29 protein-coding genes and 1 pseudogene are annotated in these 25,771 nt (G+C 56.7%); 15 read left to right on the forward strand and 15 right to left on the reverse strand.

All coding sequences use genetic code 11. The features are described 5' to 3' along the window. Positions 1–64 precede the first annotated feature (64 nt). Positions 65–1,894, reverse strand: coding sequence for a sensor histidine kinase (locus K0H63_RS17395; RefSeq protein ID WP_220065763.1), 1,830 nt, complete (start codon positions 1,892–1,894; stop codon positions 65–67). 162 nt (positions 1,895–2,056) lie between these two features. Between K0H63_RS17395 and K0H63_RS17400 the strand changes: the two genes are divergently transcribed. Together K0H63_RS17400 and K0H63_RS17405 are read left to right on the forward strand one after the other, a co-directional pair. After that, complete coding sequence (locus K0H63_RS17400; RefSeq protein WP_220065764.1) at positions 2,057–2,632, forward strand: response regulator transcription factor; 576 nt, start codon at positions 2,057–2,059, stop codon at positions 2,630–2,632. A gap of 417 nt (positions 2,633–3,049) precedes the next feature. After that, positions 3,050–3,544: a cupin domain-containing protein gene (locus tag K0H63_RS17405; protein WP_220065765.1), complete on the forward strand. Its 495-nt coding sequence runs from the start codon at positions 3,050–3,052 to the stop codon at positions 3,542–3,544. 133 nt (positions 3,545–3,677) lie between these two features. On the opposite strand, the gene K0H63_RS17410 is transcribed toward K0H63_RS17405, so the two are convergent. From K0H63_RS17410 to K0H63_RS17440, 8 genes and pseudogenes are all read right to left on the reverse strand, one after another. Continuing rightward, complete coding sequence (locus tag K0H63_RS17410; RefSeq protein WP_220065766.1) at positions 3,678–4,448, reverse strand: isocitrate lyase/PEP mutase family protein; 771 nt, start codon at positions 4,446–4,448, stop codon at positions 3,678–3,680. Positions 4,449–4,676: 228 nt separating this feature from the next. After that, complete coding sequence (locus K0H63_RS20270; protein WP_408733399.1) at positions 4,677–5,048, reverse strand: CZB domain-containing protein; 372 nt, start codon at positions 5,046–5,048, stop codon at positions 4,677–4,679. Positions 5,049–5,096: 48 nt separating this feature from the next. Next, positions 5,097–5,903 (reverse strand): annotated as a pseudogene (locus K0H63_RS20275) (methyl-accepting chemotaxis protein); the annotation flags it as partial. Positions 5,904–6,177: 274 nt separating this feature from the next. Continuing rightward, the gene (locus K0H63_RS17420) at positions 6,178–6,714 is read right to left on the reverse strand and encodes a response regulator transcription factor (RefSeq protein ID WP_220065768.1); all 537 of its coding nucleotides are present in this window, start codon (positions 6,712–6,714) and stop codon (positions 6,178–6,180) included. Further along, complete coding sequence (locus tag K0H63_RS17425) at positions 6,711–7,982, reverse strand: sensor histidine kinase (RefSeq protein ID WP_220065769.1); 1,272 nt, start codon at positions 7,980–7,982, stop codon at positions 6,711–6,713. The genes K0H63_RS17420 and K0H63_RS17425 overlap by 4 nt, the downstream gene beginning before the upstream one ends. 124 nt (positions 7,983–8,106) lie before the next feature. Further along, entirely contained in the window at positions 8,107–11,307 is a 3,201-nt protein-coding gene (locus tag K0H63_RS17430; protein WP_220065770.1) for an efflux RND transporter permease subunit, read from the reverse strand. A gap of 142 nt (positions 11,308–11,449) precedes the next feature. Beyond that, positions 11,450–12,670, reverse strand: a complete 1,221-nt coding sequence (locus K0H63_RS17435; protein ID WP_220065771.1) for an efflux RND transporter periplasmic adaptor subunit — start codon at positions 12,668–12,670, stop codon at positions 11,450–11,452. Then, the gene (locus tag K0H63_RS17440) at positions 12,667–12,813 is read right to left on the reverse strand and encodes a hypothetical protein (RefSeq protein WP_220065772.1); all 147 of its coding nucleotides are present in this window, start codon (positions 12,811–12,813) and stop codon (positions 12,667–12,669) included. Before K0H63_RS17440 ends, K0H63_RS17435 begins: the two co-directional genes overlap by 4 nt. A 144-nt stretch (positions 12,814–12,957) precedes the next feature. Here K0H63_RS17440 and K0H63_RS17445 point away from each other — a divergent pair, with 144 nt between their 5' ends. Continuing rightward, a complete protein-coding gene (locus K0H63_RS17445) occupies positions 12,958–13,131 on the forward strand; it encodes a hypothetical protein (RefSeq protein ID WP_220065773.1) in 174 nt (57 codons plus the stop codon). A gap of 11 nt (positions 13,132–13,142) precedes the next feature. Here K0H63_RS17445 and K0H63_RS17450 read toward each other — a convergent pair whose 3' ends face one another. The 3 genes from K0H63_RS17450 to K0H63_RS17460 form a co-directional block, all read right to left on the reverse strand. Further along, positions 13,143–13,568, reverse strand: a complete 426-nt coding sequence (locus tag K0H63_RS17450) for a hypothetical protein (RefSeq protein WP_220065774.1) — start codon at positions 13,566–13,568, stop codon at positions 13,143–13,145. A 91-nt stretch (positions 13,569–13,659) separates the two neighbouring features. Continuing rightward, on the reverse strand, positions 13,660–13,836 hold the full coding sequence (locus K0H63_RS17455; RefSeq protein WP_011761298.1) for a DUF3012 domain-containing protein: 177 nt from the start codon (positions 13,834–13,836) through the stop codon (positions 13,660–13,662). Between the two features lie 30 nt (positions 13,837–13,866). Further along, positions 13,867–14,238 carry a SpoIIAA family protein gene (locus K0H63_RS17460; protein WP_220065775.1) on the reverse strand — a complete coding sequence of 124 codons (372 nt, stop codon included), beginning with the start codon at positions 14,236–14,238 and terminating at the stop codon, positions 13,867–13,869. Positions 14,239–14,328: 90 nt separating this feature from the next. Between K0H63_RS17460 and arfB the strand changes: the two genes are divergently transcribed. From arfB to K0H63_RS17480, 4 genes are all read left to right on the forward strand, one after another. Next, on the forward strand, positions 14,329–14,742 hold the full coding sequence (arfB, locus tag K0H63_RS17465) for an alternative ribosome rescue aminoacyl-tRNA hydrolase ArfB (protein WP_220065776.1): 414 nt from the start codon (positions 14,329–14,331) through the stop codon (positions 14,740–14,742). Between the two features lie 110 nt (positions 14,743–14,852). Continuing rightward, complete coding sequence (gene aroQ, locus K0H63_RS17470; RefSeq protein ID WP_220065777.1) at positions 14,853–15,308, forward strand: type II 3-dehydroquinate dehydratase; 456 nt, start codon at positions 14,853–14,855, stop codon at positions 15,306–15,308. 5 nt (positions 15,309–15,313) lie between these two features. Next, on the forward strand, positions 15,314–15,736 hold the full coding sequence (gene accB / locus K0H63_RS17475; RefSeq protein WP_220067946.1) for an acetyl-CoA carboxylase biotin carboxyl carrier protein: 423 nt from the start codon (positions 15,314–15,316) through the stop codon (positions 15,734–15,736). Next, positions 15,726–17,090, forward strand: a complete 1,365-nt coding sequence (locus tag K0H63_RS17480; protein ID WP_220065778.1) for an acetyl-CoA carboxylase biotin carboxylase subunit — start codon at positions 15,726–15,728, stop codon at positions 17,088–17,090. Before accB ends, K0H63_RS17480 begins: the two co-directional genes overlap by 11 nt. On the opposite strand, the gene K0H63_RS17485 is transcribed toward K0H63_RS17480, so the two are convergent. The 3 genes from K0H63_RS17485 to K0H63_RS17495 all read right to left on the reverse strand — a co-directional run bounded on the left by K0H63_RS17485 (position 17,058) and on the right by K0H63_RS17495 (position 18,984). Further along, on the reverse strand, positions 17,058–18,098 hold the full coding sequence (locus K0H63_RS17485) for an MJ1255/VC2487 family glycosyltransferase (protein WP_220065779.1): 1,041 nt from the start codon (positions 18,096–18,098) through the stop codon (positions 17,058–17,060). The two genes, K0H63_RS17480 and K0H63_RS17485, sit on opposite strands and share 33 nt — an antisense overlap. A gap of 19 nt (positions 18,099–18,117) precedes the next feature. Then, positions 18,118–18,630, reverse strand: a complete 513-nt coding sequence (locus K0H63_RS17490; RefSeq protein ID WP_220065780.1) for a phosphatase PAP2 family protein — start codon at positions 18,628–18,630, stop codon at positions 18,118–18,120. Between the two features lie 105 nt (positions 18,631–18,735). After that, entirely contained in the window at positions 18,736–18,984 is a 249-nt protein-coding gene (locus K0H63_RS17495) for a YgjV family protein (RefSeq protein WP_203325083.1), read from the reverse strand. Positions 18,985–19,324: 340 nt separating this feature from the next. Here K0H63_RS17495 and rraA point away from each other — a divergent pair, with 340 nt between their 5' ends. The 8 genes from rraA to tatC all read left to right on the forward strand — a co-directional run bounded on the left by rraA (position 19,325) and on the right by tatC (position 25,698). Beyond that, entirely contained in the window at positions 19,325–19,810 is a 486-nt protein-coding gene (gene rraA / locus K0H63_RS17500) for a ribonuclease E activity regulator RraA (protein ID WP_011761307.1), read from the forward strand. Positions 19,811–19,974: 164 nt separating this feature from the next. Continuing rightward, on the forward strand, positions 19,975–21,012 hold the full coding sequence (locus K0H63_RS17505; protein WP_220065781.1) for a formimidoylglutamase: 1,038 nt from the start codon (positions 19,975–19,977) through the stop codon (positions 21,010–21,012). A 231-nt stretch (positions 21,013–21,243) separates the two neighbouring features. Beyond that, positions 21,244–21,999: a bifunctional demethylmenaquinone methyltransferase/2-methoxy-6-polyprenyl-1,4-benzoquinol methylase UbiE gene (ubiE, locus tag K0H63_RS17510; RefSeq protein ID WP_011761309.1), complete on the forward strand. Its 756-nt coding sequence runs from the start codon at positions 21,244–21,246 to the stop codon at positions 21,997–21,999. Continuing rightward, the gene (locus K0H63_RS17515) at positions 21,999–22,616 is read left to right on the forward strand and encodes a ubiquinone biosynthesis accessory factor UbiJ (protein ID WP_220065782.1); all 618 of its coding nucleotides are present in this window, start codon (positions 21,999–22,001) and stop codon (positions 22,614–22,616) included. Before ubiE ends, K0H63_RS17515 begins: the two co-directional genes overlap by 1 nt. Beyond that, positions 22,613–24,262, forward strand: coding sequence for a ubiquinone biosynthesis regulatory protein kinase UbiB (gene ubiB, locus K0H63_RS17520; protein WP_220065783.1), 1,650 nt, complete (start codon positions 22,613–22,615; stop codon positions 24,260–24,262). The genes K0H63_RS17515 and ubiB overlap by 4 nt, the downstream gene beginning before the upstream one ends. 62 nt (positions 24,263–24,324) lie before the next feature. Then, positions 24,325–24,558 carry a Sec-independent protein translocase subunit TatA gene (gene tatA / locus K0H63_RS17525; protein ID WP_203325089.1) on the forward strand — a complete coding sequence of 78 codons (234 nt, stop codon included), beginning with the start codon at positions 24,325–24,327 and terminating at the stop codon, positions 24,556–24,558. Between the two features lie 6 nt (positions 24,559–24,564). Further along, complete coding sequence (gene tatB, locus K0H63_RS17530; RefSeq protein WP_220065784.1) at positions 24,565–24,942, forward strand: Sec-independent protein translocase protein TatB; 378 nt, start codon at positions 24,565–24,567, stop codon at positions 24,940–24,942. Between the two features lie 3 nt (positions 24,943–24,945). Further along, complete coding sequence (tatC, locus tag K0H63_RS17535) at positions 24,946–25,698, forward strand: twin-arginine translocase subunit TatC (RefSeq protein WP_220065785.1); 753 nt, start codon at positions 24,946–24,948, stop codon at positions 25,696–25,698. The last annotated feature ends 73 nt before the right edge of the window (positions 25,699–25,771 follow it).

Below are 25,771 nucleotides of genomic sequence, written 5' to 3' on the forward strand. Positions count from 1 at the left end.
GTAAACCCACGCAGAGCAAGCACGGGACTTATTCGCACCTTCCCTAAGCAGCTGATAAAAAAGCTTATGCGGACTCTTCCTCTGTCAGCAGTGGCAACCACACAGTCACCCGGCAACCGCGGCCGTCCTGGCGATTTTGCAGCTGAATATCACCACCGTGCTGATTGACCACATCACGGCAGATGGCCAGCCCCAGGCCCAAACCTTCTTCCTTGGTGGTAGCAAAAGAGAGCATTAATTCCGCCGCCTCAGCCTTAAGACCGCTGCCATTGTCCAAAAGCTCCAGCCGCAGCCAGCGCACCCTTGCGGTACTGCCTGGCTTGCTGGCCTCAAAGTCCAGGGTGATATCAATTTGCCTTGCCTCAGTCCTGGCCTCCATGGCATCCAGGGCATTTTTGAGCAGATTCACCAGCAGCTGACTCAGCCCTACCGCATCCCCCAACAGCGGCCGTTCCTCCCCCTCTTGCTTCAGTGTCAATTGCACCCGCTGCTGCTCCAGGGGGCGTTGAAACAAGGCCAGGGCTTCACTCATCAAGGAACTCATCAGTACAGCTTCCGGGCTGGCTCGACGGCGGCGCAGCAAGCTGCGGATGCGATGCACCACGGCACCGGCACGCATCGACTGACGATTGATTTTGCCAAGCACCTCTTCCACCGCGAGCAAACGCTGTTCTGCGCAGCCATGCCCTTCCTGCTTCAGCGCCATCAAACCACCCTCGCTGTATTGGGTGATGGCGGCAATGGGCTGGTTGAGTTCATGGGCAAGACCGGCGCCTATTTCACCCAAAATGGCGGCACTTTGCATCCGCTCCAACATGAGTTCCCTGTCCCTTAAGGTGCGCTCGGCCGCAATCAGGCTGTCGCTCTTTTGGCGAAATTTATATTCGAGCCACAGGTGGTAAACCATACCGGCAAACAGAATCAGCACCAGGCTGATGCCATATTCAAGATTGGCCTTAAGCCAGGCTCGCACCAGCTCCAGGGGTCGGGTGCTGTTGCCATGAAGCAGAAGCTCTTCATAGAGACGAATAACGGTGAGTTGACTGATGGGGGCGGTCCAGCCAAGAGTACGGGCCCGAATGGCGGCCTCTGAGTCTGAGGGCAGTTCAAACAGCGCCTTGGTGACCATCTGGGTGATGCGGGCGGGTACCTTATCGGAGGCGGCAAAGGACCAGTTGGGGTATAAACTGGTGCTGATTTCACAGTCGTAACCTTCCGGACGCATGCTGTTGAGCACCCGAAAATCCTCCCGGCGCACCAGGCCCGAGTCCACCATTTCTTCCAGAGTGCAGTATGGCGTAATAGCGCCATCCACCATGCCATCGCGCACCTGATACACCAGCGGCTCCAGTGGAAACCCCAGAAAACGCACATCGGCAAAGAAGTTACCTGCATCCAAACCACGGCGATTCAACAGGCCAATGGTAGCCTGATAGCCGCCGAGCGCCTGGGGATCGGAGGCCACGATACGCGCCCCTTCGAGCTGTTCGATATCCTGCACCGGACTGTCACTGCGCACTATGATGGTGGAGCCGATGGCGTAGGTGGCACCGTTATGTTTGCGGCTGCGCATGGTGGCGAGCCAGGAGAGTGGCATTTCATTGGACAGGCTCAGATATTGGCCCGGATTGGTCACAATAAATTGGATGCGCAAGTCCAAAAGCGACTCGCGCATGGCATCAAAATCCAGCGGCTCGACTTCAAAACGAATGCCGGGCACCCTGTCCGACAAATAGTTCATCATGGGTTGCCAGCGCTGTTTCGCCTCGCCGACCCCATGATTGGCAAGCACACCGACCCGGAACACGGCTTCGATGGGGTCATCCCCCATTTCGGCATCGGTAGCCAGCACCGACAGGGGCCACAATAACAAGCACAGCAGCAACGACTTCATCCCATACCTCCACCGCATATTGTGCCTGTGGCAGGCGGGCGCCAACGTGAATCCCCCCGCAAAAAATACGCTCCCTGCGTGATCCATCCCCAAAAGCGAGCAAGCAAACTTGAGCCCTTCTCAACACTTTTTTAGGCTGGAAGAAAAACGCGGGAGTGGCCTATGCGCCTGTATCTGGTGGACGATGATGAAGCCATTCGGGATTCGCTGACCTATATGCTGGATCAGTGCGGTCGGCAGCTAACCAGCTTTGCCAGTGCCGAAGCTTTTTTGGCGCAGGCAGACATTACCCAGCCTGGCTGCCTGATCCTGGACAGCCGTATGCCCGGCCTCAGCGGTGAGGCGCTGCAACATGAGCTGGTGGATCAGCAAAGTCCCCTTGGGATTATCTTTCTTACCGGCCACGGCGACCTGCCAATGGCATTGGCAGCGTTTCGCGAAGGCGCCTGCGATTTCTTTCAAAAACCGGTTCAGGCCGCCCCCCTGTGCGATGCCATCGATAAGGCTGAGGCCGAAAGCCAGCGTCGCTACGAGGTAGCAGGGCTGAGGTTGAAACTTGCCCGGCTCAGTGAACGGGAAGCCCAGGTGTTGCGGCTGTTAACCGATGGGCTCACCAACAAGCAAATATCAGAAACCCTTTACCTGTCGCTCAGAACCATTGAAGTACACAGAGCCAGCATGATGAAAAAGCTTGGGGTACACAATCTGGCAGAGCTTGGGCGTTTCGCCTGCCGCTGAGTCAGGATTGATGAAATGAAAGGATCAGTGTCTGCCAGCCAACGTAGGCTGGCAGAACGACCCGTTAGCCCTGTGTGGAGAACAGAGACAACAGGAGCAATAGACCCGTTACCCGAGCGGCACCGGCAGACTGAGGCCGTGCTTGCCTGGTATGGCTTTTTTGCTGTGTTGATTTTGGCATGATACACCTGTGGGGTTTAACGCAATGCCCGGTTGGGCGCTGCAAATTACAGCAGTTTCCACCGGTAAAAACAAGGGTTCAACGCACACTTTGTTCAATATAATCAACATGTTAAATATTGGTTTTTGATTTGTTTATTAATTGATCACCCCTGGTTTTTCATTTCTCTTCAATCATTGCCAAATTTAGCAGCCATGTAACAATAAGCCTCTACTCAGCCACCCGGGGCAGCGCCGATGAAACCCTTTATCAACCTTAATCACCTTGAGAATGGCCAAAGTAGCAGCCAGGGAATTTATGGCGAAACCTATTTTGTGGTGAGCGAGCTTATCGGGGCCAAACGCCTTGGTTACAGTGTCTCCGTGGTGCCGCCGGGCAAACGGGTCTGCCCTTTTCACAACCACAGGGTAAATGAGGAAATGTTTTTAGTGCTCGATGGCACCGGCACCCTGAGATTTGGCGAGCAAAGTTACCCCATAGGCCCAATGGACATCATCGCCTGTCCACCGGGCGGCCCTGAGGTCGCCCATCAGATAATCAACAGTGGCAGCACAGAGCTCAGGTACCTGTGCCTGTCGACTGTGGATCCTGTGGAGGTATGTGAACAGCCGGACTCAGACAAGCTGCTGGTGTTCACCGGGCCACAGGAAGCGCGAACCCTGCGCCACGTAGGCCGTAAGCAGGATGCGGTGGACTACTGGGAGGGTGAACTCGGCAGCGACGAGCCGTGATGCGCTACCGCTCACCCGTTGAGTGCTTGAAAACAAATTTATTTAGTATCAATGCTTTAATGATGGCAGCACAAAAGATCTGCTCTCAATCAAAAGCTTTCAACATTAGCGCCAGGCAAAAGCACGTAAGCACCTAACCACGGCGGCTGTACAAGGCAGCGAACGAGTCCTGCGCCTTTACCCCAGCCAGTACATCGCCAAGGGTCTGCTGCTGGTATTGATAGGCCGCATTACCCATGCTGATACGCTTAACCCCAAACTGTGTCAGCCGGGCAAAATCCGGCAGTTCCGGCATACACATCAGATTCAGCGGTAGCGCGGTTCCGGCCACTATTGCCGCAATATCCGCAGGCTCGGTCAGGCAAGGCACGAACAGGCCATCCGCTCCGGCCGATTGATACAGCGCCGCCCGGCTCAGAGTGTCGGTTTTGGCATCCGTACACTGCAGCAGATAAGTGTCGGTGCGCACATTGATAAACAGCGATTTTCTATGGTCACCAAGGGCAGCACACAGCGCACGCAGCTCGGTGGCAAACTGCGCCGCGCTCAGCAGTTGCCGCTCCCCAGCCATCACCCGGCTGTCTTCGATATTGATGCCACTGACACCCAGCTCCAACAACTGCACAATGTTATTTGCTATCTCTGCCGGACTGTTGCCATAGCCCGCTTCCAGGTCCACCGTCAGTGGCAAGCTGCTACTGGCACGGATCCTTTTGACCAAAAACAGCAGTTCATCAAAACTCATCCCTTCGCCGTCCTCATAGCCAAGGCTTGCCGCCATCGCCGCGCTGGAGGTGCCAATGGCGCGATAACCCAGCTTCTGGGCCAGTTGCGCGCAGGCCGCATCCCACACATTACCAAGCAGCAATGGCTGCCTGGCTGCAGATAAATCGAAAAAGTTCATCGTTGGCTCCTTGATTGCCCCTGTTGAATGCAGGCCATCATTCATCAAAGGCCAACGCCGCACTGGCGGAAAACGGAAGCGAACCGAAAAGAGTGACGCTATGAAGAAAGGAAGAGCTGGGCGCGAAAGCTGAAGCCAGGGAAGCTTAAGCCGGGAAAACTGAAACCGGGGAGGCCAGCGGAAAGGCGCGGGCGAACCCGCCCTTTCCTCAAGGTTTACGAAACTCGGTTAATGGCGCTGGCTCATTAACCTGTCGATGCAATGCACCACCTGCAGACTGGCGGCTTCCATGGCATCCAAATGATTCACCATGGCCTTGAGGTCGCCCTTGCGCCGGGCATCCAGTGCTGCAGCGCCCTGTTCGTGCACCCTGCGGTGCGGGGCGTCCAGCTCCCGGTAACCACTCACATGGGAATACAGCTCGGCCCCCTGCCCCTGGCTGTACCACTTACCCAGACGGCACTCTTTATGGTCGCTCACATGCTCGTGAAACGCCTGCCTTTCCAGCTTGCGGTAAATCTCAGATTTCCACACGGCATGATCCAGCTTGGTGGTGTTCAAAAACGCCATCATCGCCGAGTGCTCAATCACCTTCTGCATTTGCTGACTTTGAGTCAAAACGTCTGCCACCACGGTGGAAATCTGGGCAGAGGAGGTCGCTACATCAGCGGCACTGCTTTGATTGGCATCGATAATCTGCTTGATGTCCGCCGCCTGAGACACGATTTGCCTGACCAACATCTCGATTTGGCTGCTGGCGCTGTGGGCCTTGCTGGCCAGCTGACGAACCTCATCGGCCACCACAGCAAAACCACGTCCGGCTTCACCGGCACGGGCGGCTTCAATGGCGGCATTCAACGCCAACAAGTTAGTTTGCTCTGAAATCCCCTGAATGGCGGTAACAAACTGATTGATGGCCGAGGTCGTAGTGTCGAGGAGCTCCACCGCAGCGCGGCTGCGACCGGCCTCTTCATTGATGACTTCGGCGCGACTGCCCAGACTCTCGACGGCGCTGCGGGTTTGCGAAAACAGGGCATCCACCTGACGCAGCGCATCCCGCTCATGCAACAATTCATCAGCGTTGCCGGCCAGGGCATCGCGCACAGTTTGCAGCATGTCGCCACCCTGATTCTGACAGGCAATGACCTGAGAAAAGTTGTCCAGGTGTTCTCTCGAGAGCTGCTGCGCCGACTCAAAATCGGCAATAACCTGCTTGAGCTCTGCTATTTCAGCCTGATGGCGGCTGTCCTGCTCTTTAAGCTTTTGCCTCAACGAGGCGTTTTCTTCCTTCAACTGCCGCCCAAAAAACATAATGCCCCCAAAAATAAACAATAAATAACAAACCGCTATTCCATTATCGGCAATCTGCCAGAGTTTTGCAGGTGCGCCAGGCAAATACTGCGACAGACTGTCGCACCTTTGAGGTTTCCCTTTGCACTCGGGGGTCACCACCATCAAGAATGCAAAGGGTACCGACACAGAAAACACACCCTGTGACGGTTCTGAATATCGCGCACGGGCTTCTGCCCGGCTTGGGTTCAAGCGTCAGGTGCTTTCTCATCATGGCCCTGACATCTTCGGCAGGCAAACTTGCCGTCAACGGAGATACAGCCAGACTTCCACTCTGATGAACCACCCCGGGGAATGCCGCCCGGGGATTTTTTTATGTTCCTTTAAATCCCATGGGTTTCGTTTCTGCGCAGCAACTCAGAAACCAAACCACCTTGCCTTATGCCGGCTTTTTGGCAAGCTTTCGCTGCAGGGTACGCCTGTGCATACCGAGCTGACGTGCCGTGGCTGACACATTGCCTTCGTTGGCAGACAACACCTGCTGTAAATGCTCCCATTCGAGCCGTCTTGGATTCATAGGTACTTCTTCCGGCTCGGCGTCATCGCCGGGCACAGCTTCGCCTGGCATTAAGGCTGCCATCAGAGTGCGGGTGTCGGCGGGCTTGGCGAGATAATTATCGGCACCGGCCTTGACCGCCTCCACCGCAGTGGCAATGCTGGCAAAGCCGGTCAGCAGCACTATGGTGGCCTGGGGCAAGCTGCCCCGCAGTGGCGGCAGCAGCTTGAGGCCGTTGCTGTCTTCAAGCTTCATGTCCAGCAACACATGGCTTGGATGCCACTGGCGGGCACACAGGAGTGCGTCCGTGGGCTCACTGACGTGACGACACTCAAAACCCTGGCGGCTCATACGGCGACTGAGCACGGCACCATAGGCCATATCATCTTCAATAATCAGCAGTTTAGGCGTTGAAATCATGCGCTTTGCTCCAAAGGCAAGCGCACACTGGCAAGGCAGCCACCTTCGGGCAGGTTCCCCAAATGCAACTCGCCGCCGAGACGCTCGAGGCTGGCATGGCTCAGCATCAGCGCCATCCCCAGCCCCTGCTCACTCAAAACGGGCCTGGCGCCAAGGGCCGTGAGTTTTTGAGCATCGATTCCGGGGCCGGCATCACGTATATCCAGGCGAATACAGGCCTCATTCACCAAACGGGCGCTGAGCCATACCCGCGCCTCGCCACCCTGTTTTTTGGAGGCCCTGGCGCCATTGTCCACCAGCGCCAACAAAGAAGGCAGCAAGCTCACATCCGTTGGCAGTCGTGCGGCGGCCACTTCGTCGCTGAGGCTGATATCCAGCACCACGTCCGGCATCAGCAGCAATACCTGCTGCTTGAGTAAGTGCACAAGCTGCCCGGCACTGACCACCGTCAGCTTGCGCTCACGAATGGCTTCGGTCGCCTCTCTGAGGCTATTGAGGCTTGTTTCACAGCGCGTCAGGGCGAGATCCATTTCCGATACCAGCTGGGGCTCAGTCTCTCCCTCGGCCACCTCATCCAACAATAATCTCAGGCTTGCCAGGGGCGTGGCGAGCTGATGGCTCATCTGCGCCGATGCAGTGCCCAGGGCAATCAGCTGTTCCTGCCGAAGCTGAGACTCACGCAGCGCCGCCAGCTCAGCGTCGGTTTGCCTGAGCCTTCTCGCTATCAGGGCCACACTGGTGGTGAGCACCAGAGCACTGAGTAAAAAGTTAAACCACATACCCACGTAATGAGAGGCCATACTGCCAGCCTCCATGTGGCCCCCATGCTCATGGTGACCCGCCTCCATGGCAGGCACGGCATACAACATCAGGCTATAGGCAAGGGTCGTAATGGCTGCCAGGGTCCATGGCGCCCAGGAAGGCAGGGTCACGGCAGCAATGGCAATGGGCAGCAACAACAGGGATATAAAGGCATTGGTGGCCCCACCACTGAAATACAGCCAGGAAATCCACAGCAGGGTGTCGATAAGGAGACTCAGAAAAAGCCCGGGGGCACTGAGCACCAGGGCATGCCTTAGCTTGAGTGTCAGCCCCAGAAACAGCAGTTCGAGGCCAAAGATATACACGAGGGCGCCCTGCTGCAGCGAGAGCCCAAAGGCGTCGGCACCAAAAAAGGTCAGCACCAATTGCAATACCAACCCCAACGCCCTGAGGGTGATGAGCTGATTGGCGGCCAGCGGTGAATACACAGGTGAGCCCCGCACCATAAGACATCCTTGCAAATACAAAAATCGCCAACAGTGTAACCAGTTTGGGCGGCGCTGACACTGCGCCAGAACAAATCTGACGCAGTGACTTTAACGTTGGCGATCCCGGCCCTGCGACCAGCGGTCAGCCCGGGTCTTCGAGTTCGCGCTCATCGCGCTGATACAGAGCCATATAAAGAGTCGGCAGCACCAGCAGCGTGAGGGCCGTCGAGCTGAACAGCCCGCCGATAATCACCACCGCCAGCGGTTTTTGAATTTCGCTGCCCACACCAGTTGAGAGCAAAATCGGAATCAGCCCCAGCGCCGAGGTCAGCGCCGTCATCAGCACAGGACGCAGACGCGCCGCCGTGCCTTCGTACACCGCCTGATACAGGCCTTCACCGCCTGCGCGGCGCTGATTGATGGAGTCCACCAGCACCACGCCATTGAGCACGGCCACGCCAAACAGAGTGATAAAACCGATGGAGCTGGGCACCGACAGATAGGTGCCGCTGACGTAGAGCGCCACCACACCGCCAATCAGCGCCAGCGGCACGTTGGCCATGATGAGTCCCACTTGCTTGAGCGCGCCGAAGGAGAAGTACAGCAAGAGCGCAATCAGACCTATGGACACAGGCACCACCAGCATCAGCCTGGCCTGGGCTCGCTGCTGGTTTTCGTACTGGCCACCCACGCTGACGGTATAGCCCGGCGGCAGCTGGGCCTCCGGCACCAGAGCGTAAATGTCTTTCACCACCGAGCCCATATCACGGCCGGACACGTTGGCCTGCACCACCACCCGGCGCTGCACATCGTCGCGGCGAATGTTGGGCGGCGCCATTTCCACCACCACATCGGCCACCTCACCCAGGCGCACCCGGGCGCCGTTGGCACCAACCAGCAAGAGATCCGCTATGGCATCGGCGCTGGCGCGGGTGTCGGCCTTAAGGCGCACATTGATGTCGTAGCGGGCATTGCCGTCAATCACCTGTCCGGCGGCGCTGCCGCCAATGCCGGTACTGACAAGGTTCATCACCTCATCCACGCTGATACCGTAGCGCGCCAGACGGGCGCGGTCGGGGCGCACCACCAGCTGAGCTTCACCGCTTACCTGCTCAAGCGACACATCCACGGCGCCGGGCACCTTGGAAACCAAATCCGAAAGCTGCTGACCCTTTTCGGCCAGCACATCCAAGTCCGGGCCAAACAGCTTGATGGCAAGCTGGGCTTTTACGCCGGATAACAGCTCATCCACCCGGGTGGCAATTGGCTGAGAGAAGGTAAACAGCAAGCCCGGGAACACCGACAGCTTTTCTTCCATCAGTCGCTGCAGCTCGGCGCGACTGGCGGCAGACTGCCACTCATCGATGGGCTTAAGGCCGATATAGATTTCGATATTGCTCACAGGCTCAGGGTCGCCGCCAAGCTCAGGGGCACCGATACGCGACAGCGCATAATCCACCTCGGGAAATTCCAGCAGCATGGCTTCAAGCTTGGGCGCTACCATCAGCGAGGTCTCCAGGCTTGCAGTGGGCGCCAGGGTTACCCTCAGGTTGATGGTGCCTTCCTCGAGCTCGGGCACAAACTCGGTGCCAAGCCGTGGCAACAGCGCCATGCTGAGACCAAACAGCACCAGCGCTGTGCCCCCCACGGTTTTGGGGCGCGCCATGACCGCGCTCAGCACCCGGCGATAGCCTTTATCGATTGGCGTAAGCAGCGGGCTTTGGCGCAGATGCACGCCGCGGCGAAACAGGTACACCGCCAGCGCAGGCACCACCACCAGCGCCACCATCAATGCCGACAGCATGGCCAGAATGATGCTGACCGCCATCGGCTGGAACAGCTTGCCTTCCACCCCTTCGAGGGCAAACAGCGGCGCAAACACCACGATAATGATGAGGGTTGCAAAGAAAATCGGGCTGCATACTTCCCGCGCCGCCTGCAAAATCCGCATGGCAATACCGCCATAGCCGCCTTCACGGTGGGCATCCTCTTCACTGAGGCCTGGGTCGGTCGGCTGACCGTCATCAATCCGGCCTTCAGGCTGGGTGAGGTGGCGGAAAATGTTCTCCACCATCACCACAGAGCCATCCACCAACATACCAATGGCTACGGCAAGGCCGCCGAGGGACATGAGGTTGGCCGACATGCCAAAGTAAGACATCACCATCAGCGCAAGGGCAATGGAAACCGGAATCGACAAGAGCACCAGCGCTGTGGCGCGCACATTCACCAAAAACAGCGCCAGCACAGCCACAATAAACACGAAGGCCAGCAGCAGGGCGTCACGCACCGTGGTCACCGCCTTGGTGACCAGATCCGACTGGTCGTAGAACACCTCGAAAGTCACCCCATCCGGCAACGCCTGCTGAATAAGAGCTGTGCGGCTGTTGATGTCATCGATGGTCGCCTTGGTGTTGGCGCCCATGCGCTTCAAAATTACCCCTGCCACCACTTCACCCAGCACCTGCGGGCTACCGGCTTCATCACGGCGGGTCATAGTCACGGCACCGACGCGGATTTCACTGCCAAAGGCAACCTTGGCCACATCCATAATCCGCACAGGCGTGCCCTGCCATTCGGCGAGCGGAATTTGCGCAATGGCATCAAGCCCGGCCTCACCGGCAGGCAAGAGGCCGTAGCCACGCACCACCAGCTGCTCCTGGCCCTTGGCCATAAACCAGCCTCCGGCGTTACGGTTATTGCCTTCCAGCGCCCTGGTCACATCGTCCAGTTTGAGGCCATAAGAGAGCAGCTTGGCCGGGTCGACCTGCACCTGATACTGGCGTACCTCACCACCGAACGAGAGCACATCGGTCACGCCGCCAACGGGCATCATGATGAGCTTCACCAGATAGTCGTTGAGGCTGCGAAGCTCGTCAGGCGCTATGCCGGACTCGGGCGCAGCCCGCAGAATGTACTGGTATACCTGCCCAAGGCCCGAGGTGTTGGGGCCAATCTCCGGCACCCCCACACCGTCGGGAATAGTCTCCCTTGCTGCCTGCAGCTGCTCAAACACCTGCTGACGGGCAAAGTAGATGTCGGTGCCTTCTTCAAACACCACGGTCACAATGGACAGCCCGGTGCGCGACAAAGAGCGTACCTCGGTTACCGAAGGCAGGGCATACATGGCCGATTCCACCGGATAGCTGATGAGCTTTTCCACCTCTTCGGCGGCAAGCCCCTCGGCCGCGGTATTCACCTGCACCTGCACGTTGGTCACATCGGGAAAGGCATCCAGATTCAACCTCGGCAGCATCACGGCAGCGGCTGCCATGGCGGCTATCAAAAAGATGAGCACTATCAGACGGCTTCGCACCGCCTGCTCTATGAGTTTCTGTAGCATGGCTTGCCCTCTTATCAGTGGTTGTGGCCGTTCGCAAAAAGCGAATCCAGACTTGGCCCAAACGCTGGAGACATATCCGGTCCACCTGGGTTTAAACAAACCACTTTATTCATATATTTCAGCATCATCGCTCGCCCTCTTATCAGTGGTTGTGGATATCAAAACCAGACTTGGCGAGCTCGGAGGCCAGGAAGAAGGCACCGGACATCACCACGGCGCTGCCGGGCTCAATCCCCTTCACCAGATTCAGGCCCCGGGCGCGGGATTCGATTTGCACTTCCACCGCCTCAAAACCGTCGGCGTCTTCCACAAACACCTGCCAGTCGCCATCGCTACTGCGACTCAGGGCCGAGTCCGGCAGCACTATTCCCTGTTGGCCGCCCTGCTGATTGACTTGCTGGGGCAAAAACAGCTCGGCAAACTCACCGGCGTGCACTTCATGGCCGGGGTTTGCCATCGACAGCAGCACCTGCTCGGTACGGGTGATGGGGTTAAGCTCGTGGGAGCGGCCAATCACCCTGGCCTCAAGCCACTTACCCGATACGCTCACCCGGGCATCGCTGCCCATGGCAAGACCGCGGGACTGCATTGGCGTCAGCTCGGCCTCTACCCACAGGAAGGATTCATCGGTCAGCTGCATCAGAGGCGAGCCGGCCGGCAGCACCTGACCACGACTGGCCACATCCTGCTGCACCCGGCCCTTGATGGGCGCCAGTAACTTGAAGCTGCCGATGCTGTCCGGCGCCGTTTCCAGCGCTTTGATTTGCTGGGCTGTCATCTTGATGGACTCGAGAATGGCGCGCTTAAGCTCGTAGTCCACCCGTGCCTGCAACCTGCGGGATTGACTCACGGCACTTTCACCCATGCGGCTGATTCGGCTCCATTCGGTGGCAGCATTGATATAGTCGGCCTGGGCCTGAGCAATGGCGGCGCCGCCGAGGGTGAGTAAAGGCTCACCCTGTTTGACCTCCTGTCCCGGTACCACGTGGCGCTCCAGCACCCGCATCTCAAGCTGTGGCGCCAGGGTAATGGTGCGGTCACGGTCCACCACCAGACTGGCGGTGGCCACGGCGCTTAAATCAAAGCCTGTGGCCGACAGGGTTTCGACCCGAATACCGGCAAGGTCGCGCTGGGTCTGACTGAGCTTTAGCGCCTTGTCTTCGTCATGGGCGTCTGCGGTTTGTGCGGCGCCTTGTGCCGCACCGTGACCATGGCCATCACCTGCCCAGGCGGGCAGTGACACAGTTAAAGCGAATGCGAGTGCAATCGCGAATGCCTGTACAGGCAAGAAGGTTTTGGTATTCATGGCACACATGGCGTTTGCTCCGCTGATAACTGATTTACTGACGAAAATGGATTTCATACCCTCGCCTCCAATGTCCCGGTACCGGAGTCAGTGTCTGCGTCGTGATTGGTGTTGCCGGTAAAGGTCAGCTTGAGTTTTTCAATGAGCAAAGCGCTGCCGGGCGATGCCAAGAGGGCGGCCGCAAGTAAGGTCTGTTGCATACAGAGTCCTGAATAAAAAGTGACAAAGTCGGTTAACGCGCCGTCAGGGCGGTTAAGTCATGGGGCAAGAAGATGACCTTTGGCAATCAACGCCTGCACTGAGCCGTGGCGACTCATGTGCCACAGGCCGGTTTCAGGCGGTGCTTGCTGATTGCCTTTGCCACAGCCCTTTCGAACCTGATGGCAATTGCGGCAACCCGCGAAAGCGATAGCCACAACGACCAATTGCACAAATCAGCAGGTGCGAAAAGTCACACGCAGGCGACGCAAAGCGAGGCTTTATCACTCAGCAAGGCTGAGGACGGTCTTCTTTCCTGAGATGATCAGGCTCAGACAATGGGGGGGCGGTAGTCGGGGCGGCCCACTACTGAGAGGTAGTCAGACTCATGACCCTTTACCTGGGTGGTATGGGAGTGATAATCGAGATTGGCCAGGCCTGCCACCAGGCTTGGATGACCGCCATGGCAATGGCAATCGAGACAAAGATCCAGCTGTTTCAGCTCGGTCTTTTCAACCTTGTGGTGTTGATGCGTGTCGCTGGCAAGGATTTCCGCTGGGCAGGTGCATTCAATACACTCACCGATGGAGGTCACCTCGGCCAGAAAGGTCAGGTAGCTGTGATTAAGCGCTTCCTCATCGGCACTGCCGGCGTGCAACTGGTGCGCGCCCAGGTTGGCTCCTGCAAATTGCAGTGCCACCACGGCCAGCAACATCAGGCTCAGTCTGTGCAGTGTGTTGAGGGAGAAACGAACCAAATCAATCCTCGGCTTGGGTAGGCATCATAAAAGAAGAGAGACAAAAATAAGACCGGGGAAACCTGAGACAGTTCCCCGGCTACTGACATGCTTACCTGAAGACGCAGTGTTTGGCGTAATCGGATGCCTCGTTGGCAGTCCAGTCGCCCTTTGGCTTGTCTTCCATCTTTTTACACCAGGCTTCACTGCCCACTTCGGGGGCACAGGCGGCAAGGCCGGCAACCAGAGTCAGAGCGGCGGCGATCTTGGCCAGTGTCAGCTTATTCATTGTAGCGCTTCCTTGTAATATATTGATTTTTCATACCTTGATCAGCGATCGCTTTCGGATCCAGCTAATGGCTTTCGCCTTATCCTGCAGGGGAAACCAGGCAATTTCACCGGCCACAAAGGGGCCCAGCAGTCGAATGGCATTACCGACCCAATCGGGACCGCCCACAAACACCAAGGCATCGAACGGGGGTAACTGTACCTCACCGGCGCCGGACAGGGAAGCTTGCTCCCAGCCTTCCAGCAGTACGTCGGCCTCAATATACAAACAGACCTGGCCCCAATCCTCCCGATAGCGCTTGATGGCCGGCTGCAAGTGGGTGCGATAATCCTGGGCCGTGATGCGGCCGCTGGCAAAAAGACTGATTACGCCCTTAGCAATCTCGGGGATCTGGCATAACATAGAGGTTCTCCCTGGGGCAGGCTCGGCCATATGCCGAGGTTGCCGATAATAACAAATTCTTTCCGCTCACATTAAGCCAAAACTTAGGCCATGATCACAATCTCACAGCGCGTTCAACTTCAGGACCAGGAAATCGAATGGCAGTTCATCCGCTCCAGTGGTGCCGGTGGCCAGAACGTGAATAAGGTCTCCACCTGCGCCCAGCTTATCTTCGATATCCACGCCTCGTCATTGCCGGAGTTTTACAAAGAAAAGCTGCTGGCCAGGAGCGACCATCGCATCACCCAAAGCGGCAAAATCATCATTAAGTGTCAGGAGAGCCGCAGCCAGGAGGCCAACCGCGAAACCGCGCTGGCGCAATTTATCGCCCTGGTGCAGTCGGTCAATCAGGTACAAAAAAAGCGTATTCCCACCAAGGCCACCCGCGCCAGCCAGAAGCGCCGGGTCGATACCAAAAAGCAGCGAGCGTCCACCAAGGCCATGCGCGGCAAGGTCAGTTACTGAAAAACGCTTTCCTGCCTGCTTAAGATTAATTGCATTGAAAATGCAGGCAAGTTTGGCGATATTGGGCCTTATTGAGTTCAACATGTCGATAACTGACAAAAAGGATACCCATGACTGCCAACCAAACTGCTCCCAAGGTATTGCTGATTAACGGCCCCAACCTCAATTTATTGGGAAGGCGCGAGCCGGGTGTGTATGGCAGCCAAACCCTGACGCAAATTGTCGCCGGACTGGAATCACAGGCAACCGCCCTGGGGGTGACACTCGAGCATATTCAGTCCAATGCCGAGCATGTGCTGATTGACGCCATCCATAACACGGATGCGGATTTTGTGATTATCAATCCCGCCGCCTTTACCCACACCAGTGTGGCACTGCGGGATGCCTTGCTGGGAGTTGCCCTGCCCTTTATTGAGGTGCACCTGTCCAACGTCCATGCCCGGGAGCCCTTCCGTCATCATTCGTATTTTTCAGATAAGGCCGTTGGCGTGATTGTGGGACTGGGCCCAAAAGGCTACTCACTGGCACTCGAAGCGGCAGCGGAGCGGCTTAAAGGGAGCAACTGATGGCCATGGATTTGCGAAAAATCAAAAAGCTGATTGAGCTGGTGCAGGAGTCCGGCATCAATGAGCTGGAAGTAAAAGAAGGCGAAGAGTCGGTGCGCATCATCCGCCATGGCAATCTGCCACCGCAGACGGTGACAACTGAGACAAGCCACAAAGCAACCAGCACAGTTCAGGCCCGAGAATCAGGCCACCGAGTGTTCTCTCCCATGGTGGGCACCTTTTACCGCGCCCCCAGCCCCGAGGCTCGCCCCTTTGTGGAGCTGGGCACAGAGGTGGCCGTGGGCGATACTCTCGCGGTGATTGAAGCCATGAAAATGATGAACCAAATTGCCGCCGACCGCGCCGGGATTGTGAAAGCGATACTGGTAGAAAACGGCACGGCCGTGGAATTCGACCAGCCCCTGTTTGTGATTGGTGATGCCGACTGAGGCCCGCTTTAAACGGGTACTGGTGGCCAATCGCGGTGAAATCGCGGTGCGGATTATCCGTGCCTGCCATCAGCTGGGACTGGAAACCGTTGCCATCTATTCCAGCGCCGACAAGGGCGCGCTGCACACCCTGCTGGCAACCCACAGCCTCTGCATAGGCCCGGCGGCGGCCATACACAGCTATCTCAATATCAACGCCCTATTGGAAGCCGCCAAACTCACGGCCGCCGACGCCATACACCCGGGGTACGGCTTTTTGGCCGAGCGGGCCGAGTTTGCCCGAGCAGTCACAGAGGCGGGCCTGGTGTTTCTGGGGCCTGACGCCGACACCATCGCCACCATGGGCGACAAGGTCAGTGCCATCAAGGCCATGAAGGCTGTGGGCATTCCTACTCTGCCGGGCTCAGATGGGGCGCTGAATCAAGACATGGCCGCTATTGAGGCCCTCGCCGCCGACATAGGTTATCCGTTGCTTATCAAAGCCAGTGCCGGTGGCGGTGGCAGGGGAATGCGCCGGGTCGACTCGGCAGTAGAGCTGGCTGCATCCATCGCCCTTACCCGCAGCGAAGCTCAGGCGGCCTTTGGCGACGACACCCTGTATCTGGAAAAATTTCTCACCCATCCTCGCCATATTGAATTTCAGATGCTGGCCGATGGCGAAGCTGCGCTGTGTCTTGGCGAGCGGGACTGCTCGGCCCAGCGCCGTCATCAAAAGCTGATTGAAGAAGCGCCTGCCCCCGGTATCGACCGAGACCTTATCGAATCCATGATGCGCCGCTGCGAACAGGCCTGTCGCAGCCTCAACTACCGTGGCGTCGGTACCTTTGAGTTTTTGTATCAGGACGGGGCATTTTTCTTTATCGAAATGAACACCCGCATTCAGGTGGAGCATACAGTTACCGAGATGGTCACCGGGCTGGATCTCATTGCCTGGCAGCTGAAAGTAGCCCTCGGCCAGCCGCTGCCGCCAACGCCACAGGTACAGGGCCATGCCATAGAGTGTCGCATCAATGCCGAAGACCCCCACAGCCAGTTGCCTTCACCTGGGGTGATAACCCAGCTCAGGGTACCAGGCGGCCCAGGGGTTCGGTGGGACTCCTATCTCTTCCCCGGGGCAAGGGTGCCAGCCTTTTACGACTCGCTGATTGGCAAACTCATCTGCCACGGCGCCTCCCGCGAAGAGGCCATGGCGCGCCTGCGTCAGGCACTGACAGAGCTTGAAATTCAGGGGATCGCCATCAATAAGTCCCTGCACCTGCAACTCATTGCATGTGACGCATTCCAGCCATGGCAGCGTGACATTCATTTTGTTGATGCACTCTCAGCGCCAGGTATCGGGCAGGCGCACCTGTGACCACAGTTGCTCACTGAGCACATCGCCCCTGTGCCATTCTCCCTGCTCAATCCATTGCACCAGGGCGTCGCCCACGGCAGGGTAACGCACCGGCTCAGGGCTGGCTGACTTAAGCCAGGAGCGCATGGCATCGCGGCTCAAGTGCATCATGCTGTGGGCTGCCCCCAAAAGCTGCAATGCCGCCACATTGGAAAGCTGCTCAAATTGCCCGATAAGCGGCTTTACCAGCAGTTTCTTCCCCAATGTCAGTGCCTCACTGGCAAGCTCAAATCCCGCGTTGGCCACCACACCACCGGCTTCGGCCAGATGACGGCGAAACCCCTCGCGGCAGAAGCCGTGCCACTGAATGTGCTCGGGCACAGGGCCGTTGGGAGACTGGGCGTGATACACCAAAAACCGATAGTTATCGAAGGGGCGCAGGAAGTCGATGATATCGCCCGGAGCCTCAAAGGGCAGGTACACCAGGATATCGTGACCATGCTCTTCACTGACCTCCCCCACATCCACAAAGGGCGGCAGCAGCGGGAAACCGAAATGATGCCAGTGGCAGCCAAGCGCCACATCCACGGGGGCAAAATATTCCAGCAAACGTTCGTTAAACCAGGTGTTGCCCACCTTGGGTACATCAAAGCGCAGCGCCGCCTGATGGCTGATGCCAATACAGGGCACCTTTTGCCGTCGGGCGGCCCAGGCGCTCACGGGCTCAAAATCGTTGAGCACCAGATCGTAAGATGAGAGGTCCAGGCCGCGAATATCCTGCCACCAGCGGCAGCTGAGATTATGGCGCACCGTGTCCACCGAGCTGATGCGTCCCGCCTTGCTGACAAAGGTCAGCCCGGTGGCAACCCGGTAGTCACCGAAGATGTCCATATCAAAAAACTGCGATTTGGGTCTGCCGCTGAACAGGTAATCAACCTCGGCGCCGCGCGCGGCAAGGGCTTTGGCCATCACCCGTGCCCGGCTCAAGTGGCCATTACCCGTCCCCTGCACTCCGTACAGTATTTTCATGATTTCAATGACATCCTTATCAAATGAATTCGTTTACCCAGACCACAGACAGGCTGCCAAGGGCGGCCCCGGCCAGAATATCCATGGGGTAATGGACCCCCAGCGCCACCCGGGACAGGCCAATCAGGCACGCCCAGAGATACAGGGGCAATATGACGACGGGATAGACAGTGCCGACGGCGCCAGCCATCACGAAGGCGGCGGCCGTGTGACCGGACGGCAGACTGAATTTATCCGAGGGTTCAAAACTGCAACCCAGACCTATGGCACTGTGGCATGGGCGGGTACGGCGGATACTGTTTTTCAGCAGCAGGTACAGGGGCAGTTCCAGCAAAAACGCAATCAGCGCCAGGCGGAACAGCTCTTCTCCCCGGCTGTCGAACAGCATCAGGGCCACGCAAAGGTAGAGATAGAGGGGACCATCGCCGGAAGCTGAGACCAGCATGGCCGGTTTGTTCAACCCGTGCTCTCGGGCACGCTCGACGATGAGGAGATAACTGCGTCTGTCAAACTCGGCAAGGTGTGCCAGCATCCGGCCTCCACAGGACTTATCCAGGATGTCTTGAATGCTAGCTGGGATGCGTGACGGGCAGGTGACACCCACCCGACACTTTTATGACATTCGCCGGGGCGAAACTCAGGCTACAACAGGCTTTTGCGTCTTGGCGCGGTAGATCTTGAAGAGATGGTAAATGTTGATACAGGCAACGAAAGCGTTCATGCCCGCCACAGGCCAGGCCGTGATGGCAACACCGTAGGCAACAAACAGGCTGCAGCCGACGAAGTTCAGCCATCTGAGCCAGATAATATCTTTCATCATCAGCGAGATAGCGACCATCACCGAGGCCATGTAGCCAACGATTTCAGTCATGTTCAAAGCTTCCATAAAGGCACCTCGATATAAGGCCCTCTGCCTTCCCTGAGCTTACTGGGGGGTCCGTGCCCCTAAAGCGATTTGTTAATTGAAACTGGAATGGGACTGGTGACTATAGTAACAAAAGCCACCACAGAGCTGTAATAAAAAACCGTTATATGATGACAGAAGTCAAAATTTTGCGCTATTGGGTTTAGATATGACGAAATTAAACTACATTACCAGCTATAGGGCCAGGCTCCCCAATACCGTGATTGATAACACTTTTCTTTTCAAGATTCCCTTATATACTGGCCTAAGTTCAGTGTAGAGCAGCCTAACCGCCTGATTTGGGCCGAAACAGGAGATGACTATGGAATACAACACCTCAGAATTATGTGACATGTTTCTGGACGTCGTGGATGTGGTAGAGCCCATGTTCAGTAATTACGGTGGTGTTAGCTCATTCGGTGGCGCCATCAGCACAGTCAAGTGTTTCGAAGACAATGGGCTGATTGCCGATGTGTTGGCCGAAGATGGGGAAGGACGAGTCTTGCTGGTCGATGGCGGTGGCTCCCTGCGCCGCGCCCTGATTGATGCCGCAGTGGCGGAAATTGGCGTCAACAACGGCTGGGAAGGCATTATCGTCTACGGCAGCGTGCGCGATGTGGATGCCCTGGAAGAGCTGGATATAGGTATTCAGGCGCTGGCATCCATCCCTGTGGGAGCCGACAACAACGGCATTGGCGAGCTCGATGTACCTTGCAATTTCGGCGGCGTATCCTTCCTGCCCGGCGACCACATTTATGCCGACAGCACGGGCATTATTCTCTCTCCGGAGCCGCTGGATATCGAGTAATCCATATCTCTTCTGATCCAGCAAAAAGCCGGCCAGTGGCCGGTTTTTTCATGCCTTAACCCCAGGTTATCCAAGGGAGCTCAACCCGGCAGCCGCTTTGACCGTTGCCTTTTTCGCGCCCTTTGCCACAATAACCTGCAAACAAGCCAAAGAATGTACCCCCTATGCAGCACCTTATCGTTTTTTCTGCCAAAGACATGACTCCCATCCTCGGTAAGCGCCCCGGCGAAACCCGTCTGGGTAACCACTTTTTGCTGCCCGAAGGCCCAACCCTTGCCGCCATCCTTGAGTCCGCCAAAACCCAGGGCGCCCGGTTTGTACTGCTGGGTGTGGGAGAAGATGCGGGCCCCCGCGCCAACCTTGGCCGTGGTGGCGCGACCAATGCCTTTGAGGCCATGCTCAAGTATCTGGTTAACCTGCAATCGAACCGCTTTTACCGGGGTGATGACTGCCTGCTGTTGGGCCAGTTGGACTTTGGCGATCTGCTGCCCGGGGAAGACGCCGATGTAGACGCCCTCAGAGCCGCCGTTGCCGCCATGGATGAGCGGGTTATCGAAGTGGCCAGTGCCATTATGGAAGCCGGGCTCGAACCCATCGTCATAGGCGGAGGTCACAACAACGCCTTCGGCTTGCTGATGTCGGTGAAAAACGCCTTCGGCCGCCCGGCGGCTGCGGTGAACCTCGATCCTCACTCCGACTTCAGGCTGAGAGAAGGTCGCCACAGCGGCAACGGCTTCAGTTATGCCGCCGCCAGCGGTGCGCTGGACTTTTACCATGTACTGGGTCTGCATGAGCTGAAAAACAGCGAAGCCAATCTCGAACAACTGGCCGCCTTCGGTGGCAGCTGGCATACCCTGCAACAAATTTGGGTGCGCGGCGAACTGAGCCTCGATGACGCCCTGAAACAAATCGGCAAAAATCTGCGAGCAACCGGTCTGCCGGTGGCGCTGGAGCTGGATGTGGATGCCATCGCCAATATGCCATCGAGCGCCATGACCGCCGCCGGGGTCCCCCTGCTGGACGCCGCCAGGTACATCAGCCATATCGCCCGTCACTGCGATTGCGCCTATCTGCACCTCGCCGAGGCCGCTCCTTCCTGCCACGATAGCGGTGAAGATGCGGGTCTGCGTGAGACGGGCCAGAGTCTTACGGAGCTGGTTTACGCCTATATCCGCGGCCGTCACCTGGCGCTGGGGGCTTAAACGGGCCCCATCGGCAAGACGATTTCAGCGCTATTCATTAAATTCGCATATTGTGGTCTAATGCGCAGTCATTGCGCGTATGTCAAAACCCTACCGGGCTCACAAGCTTGACATCCAGTGGGCCACTGGATAGGCACTGGATCACAAAGCTGGTAGCTCAAGGATTCAGCTGAACTGCTGCTTTGGCGTACACTCGCGTTTAACAGTTTGGGAAACAATAGGAAAGAGCAGATGTCCGACGGCACATCAAATAGTACTCACTTTGGTTTCAAGACAGTCGAAGCCGATAAAAAGGCGGATCTGGTTGCCGGTGTATTTCACTCGGTTGCAGCCAAGTACGACATCATGAACGATGTGATGTCTTTCGGGATCCATCGCCTGTGGAAGCGATTCACCATCGAGACGGCGGGCGCCCGTCCCGGCATGAAGGTACTGGATCTGGCTGGCGGCACTGGCGATCTGACTGCCAAGTTTTCCCGATTGGTGGGTGACCGCGGCGAAGTGGTTCTGGCCGACATCAACGACTCCATGCTGAAAGTAGGCCGCGCCAAGCTCAGGGATCTGGGTGTGGTGGGCAATGTCAGCTATGTGCAGGCCAACGCCGAGGCGCTGCCGTTTCCAGACAACCATTTCGACATCATCACCATTGCCTTTGGTCTGCGTAACGTGACCGACAAGGACGCCGCCCTGCGCTCCATGCAGCGGGTACTCAAGCCCGGCGGTAAACTGTTGGTACTGGAATTTTCCAAGCCGCAGCACGAAGTGATGCGTAAACTGTACGACCTCTACAGCTTCAAAATTCTGCCCAAAATGGGTGAGTTTATTGCCCAGGACGCTGGCAGCTACGAGTATCTGGCCGAATCCATCCGTATGCACCCGGATCAGGACACCCTCAAGGGCATGATGCAGGACGCCGGCCTCGAGCAGGTGGACTACATCAACATGACCGACGGCGTTGTTGCACTGCACCGGGGTTATAAGTTCTGATGTTAAAGCGGGAGCTGGCACTAATCCTTTGCGGCGCCGTGGAACTCGGCTTTGAAAAACTATTGGCGCAAACCGGTGTCAGCCCCAGGCAATACGGCCTCTATGGCAAACGTATCGCGATAACCCTGGCTGAACTGCCCTTCCCCCTGCACCTGATTTTCGATGACAGCGTTACCGTGCTCAGCCGGGATGAGGCCGAGGCCGATGTGTCGGTTAAAGCCTCCGTATCGGCGCTCTATGCCCTGAGCCAGGGTGAAAGTCTGAGCCTGCTTATCAAGAGCGATCGTCTCGATATTGACGGCGATTTGAATGTGCTTCAGGGTTTCAGTCGTCTGCTCAAAGAGCAGCAGTTTGATATGGGCGAACCCCTGTCGCGCTATATCGGCGATGGCCCAGCCCATATGCTGCAATCCGGTGGCCGCAAACTGGGCCAGGAGCTGCAACGGGTAGGCCACAAGACCCTCAGCCATCTGGCCCAGCTGTCTACCGAAGAGTATAAGCTTGCGCCTCATCGCATTGATTTTATTCACCTCAAGGACAACATTGACACCCTGGTTCAGGCGGTTGACGCCATGGAACACAGAGTCAATCAGTTAAGGGACCGCCTCACACCATGACCTTCGCCAGTCTTCGCCGTGGATATCAGGTGATTCGCACACTGCTCCACTATGGCCTGGATGACGTACTGCCTCCCACTCTGCTTCCCGGGTATTTCAAACTGCTGCGCCTGTGCCTGTTCTGGGTACGTAATCGCCACAAAGACAAGTGCGGTGGTGAGCGACTCAAGCTCGCCATGCAGGAACTCGGCCCCGTATACATCAAGTTTGGCCAGATGCTCTCCACCCGCCGCGATCTGCTGAGCGACGAATGGGCCGAAGAGCTGTCCATGTTGCAGGACAGGGTACCTGCCTTTGATTCTGCGCTGGCGCGCGAGGCCATTGAGGCCGAACTTAAGGCTCCTATCGACAGCCTGTTCGATGATTTCGATGATACCCCACTGGCGTCGGCGTCTATTTCTCAGGTGCATACCGCCACCCTCAAGTCCAATGGCCAGCAGGTCGTGCTCAAGGTACTGCGCCCCAATGTGGAAGCCAATATCAAGGCCGATTTGGAGCTGATGCTGCAGGTGGCTACCTGGGTCAATCGCTTGCTGGGCGAAGGCAATCGCCTGCGGCCGGTGGAAGTGGTGCAGGACTACCAGAACACCATTCTGGGCGAGCTGAACCTCAAGCTCGAAGCCCTCAACGCCATTAAGCTGAGAAACAATTTTCTCGACTCGGACGCCCTCTACATTCCCTATGTGTATGAAGAGCTGTGCCATCCCAGATTGATGGTGATGGAACGCATCGACGGTATCCCGGTGTCCGACATCGAAGCTCTCAATGCCCAGGGCACCAACCTGAAATTGCTGGCAGAACGTGGCGTCGAGTTGTTTTTCACCCAGGTGTTCCGCGATAACTTTTTCCATGCCGACATGCACCCCGGCAATATTTTTATCAGCCGCGAGCACCCGGAAAACCCATTCTACATAGGCCTGGACTGCGGCATCATGGGCAGCCTGAATGAAGAAGATAAACGCTATCTGGCGGAAAACTTCCTCGCCTTTTTCAACCGGGATTACCACCGCATCGCCCAGTTGTATGTGGAGTCGGGTTGGGTATCGGCGGATACCGACATTCTGGCATTCGAGCAGGCAGTGAAGCTGGTGTGCGAGCCCATGTTCAACAAGCCGCTGAATGAAATCTCCTTTGGCCATGTGCTGCTGGAGCTGTTTCGCACCGCAAGGCGCTTCGATATCGTGGTGCAGCCGCAACTGGTGCTGCTGGAAAAAACCCTGCTGTATATCGAAGGTCTGGGGCGTCAGCTCTATCCCCAGTTGGATTTGTGGCAAACTGCCAAGCCCTTTTTGGAGCGCTGGATGGCAGAACAGGTCGGACCCAAAGCGATATTCAAAAAAGTGCAAACAAATTTGCCCTTCTGGTCTGATAAACTCCCGGAGTTTCCGGAGCTTATTTATGACAATCTCAAGCTTGGCCGCAAGCTTCTGGGCAGTCAGCAACAGATGCTCGACAGGTATCTCAAGTATCAGCAAAAGGCGCACAAGAGTAACTTCCTGCTTATCACCTCTGCTGTTTTGTTGATCTGTGGCACTATTTTGTTTGCCCAAACAGATACACTGTGGCTCGCATCTGCTTGTCTTGGTTCCGGCGCATTGGTTTGGGGAGCCGGATGGCGATCCAGACCAAAGAATCGCAAATTTTAGCTAGCACTAAATAATCACAGGTTCATAATAGAATCACTTAATTTTGTAGAGAGGAATCCTTCATGGGTGGTATCAGTATTTGGCAATTGCTCATCATCGCACTTATCGTGGTTCTGCTGTTTGGCACCAAGAAGTTGCGTTCTCTGGGTGGCGACCTCGGTGGCGCTATCAAGGGATTCAAAAACGCCATGTCTGATGAAGAAAAAAAGGCATTGGAAGATAAAGAAGCCTCTGCTCAAACCACACAACAGGCAACTGAAAAGAAGCCTGAGGCCGACAAAAAAGAACAGGCGTAATTCCTTATGTTTGACGGTATCGGCTTTATGGAGCTTCTGCTCATCGCTATCATAGGTTTGGTGGTGCTTGGGCCGGAGAGATTACCTGTTGCAGTGCGTACCGTGTCCGGCTGGATCCGGGCCATGAAACGCATGGCCAACTCAGTTAAAGACGAACTGGAACAGGAATTGAAGATTGAGCAGTTACATGCCGATCTGAAAAAGGCCGAAAGCAAGGGGCTTTCCAATCTGTCGCCAGAGCTGCAGGAATCCATTGATCAGCTCAAGCAGGCCGCACAGGAGGTTAACCGCCCCTATCAGGTCAGCGAGCCAACTCCGGAAACACCGGCAGCGACCGAAACGACCAAAGATCCAGGCGTCGAGCCCCCTAAAGCCAACGGGTAATTCATGTCGTCACATCAACAACCTCTGATCAGCCACCTGCTTGAGCTGCGCACCATACTGCTCAAGTGTATTGCCGGTGTCATGCTGGTGTTTGTCGGTTTGGTCTACTGGGCCAACGATATTTACCACTACATGGCCATCCCCCTGATGCAGGCACTGCCAGAAAGCTCCAGCATGATTGCCACAGACGTGGCCGCGCCCTTCTTTGCGCCCTTCAAGCTGACCATGGTGCTGTCATTTTTCATTGCCGTGCCCTATGTGCTTTATCAAATCTGGTCATTTGTGGCTCCGGGGCTGTACAAGCATGAAAAACGTCTGGTTGTCCCCCTGCTCGTAAGCAGTACCTTGCTGTTTTATCTGGGGATTGCCTTTGCGTACTTCGTGGTATTCCCCGTGGTGTTCGGCTTCTTTACCAGCGTGGCGCCCGAAGGGGTGACGGTGGCAACCGACATCAGCAGTTACCTGAATTTTATTCTGAAACTCTTTTTTGCCTTTGGTCTGTCGTTTGAAATTCCCATCGCCGTAGTACTGCTGTGCTGGGCAGGGGTGACCAGTGTGGAAGACCTCAAGGCAAAACGCCCCTATATTGTGGTTTCAGCCTTTATTATCGGGATGTTGCTGACGCCGCCTGACGTGATTTCTCAGACCATGCTGGCCGTTCCCATGCTGCTGCTGTTTGAAGGCGGATTGCTTGCTGCCCGCTTTTACAGTAAAAAGAGCGAAGACGAACAAGAAGAACAAACACACGCCGACTGAAACCAGTGGTTTGTGACCGTGTTTTATCGGCCTGTCCCGTCTGGGTTAGGCCGATTTTGTTATTAATGCCAAG

Origin of the sequence: Shewanella zhangzhouensis (assembly GCF_019457615.1) — a bacterium.
Classification (GTDB): Bacteria; Pseudomonadota; Gammaproteobacteria; order Enterobacterales; family Shewanellaceae; genus Shewanella; species Shewanella zhangzhouensis.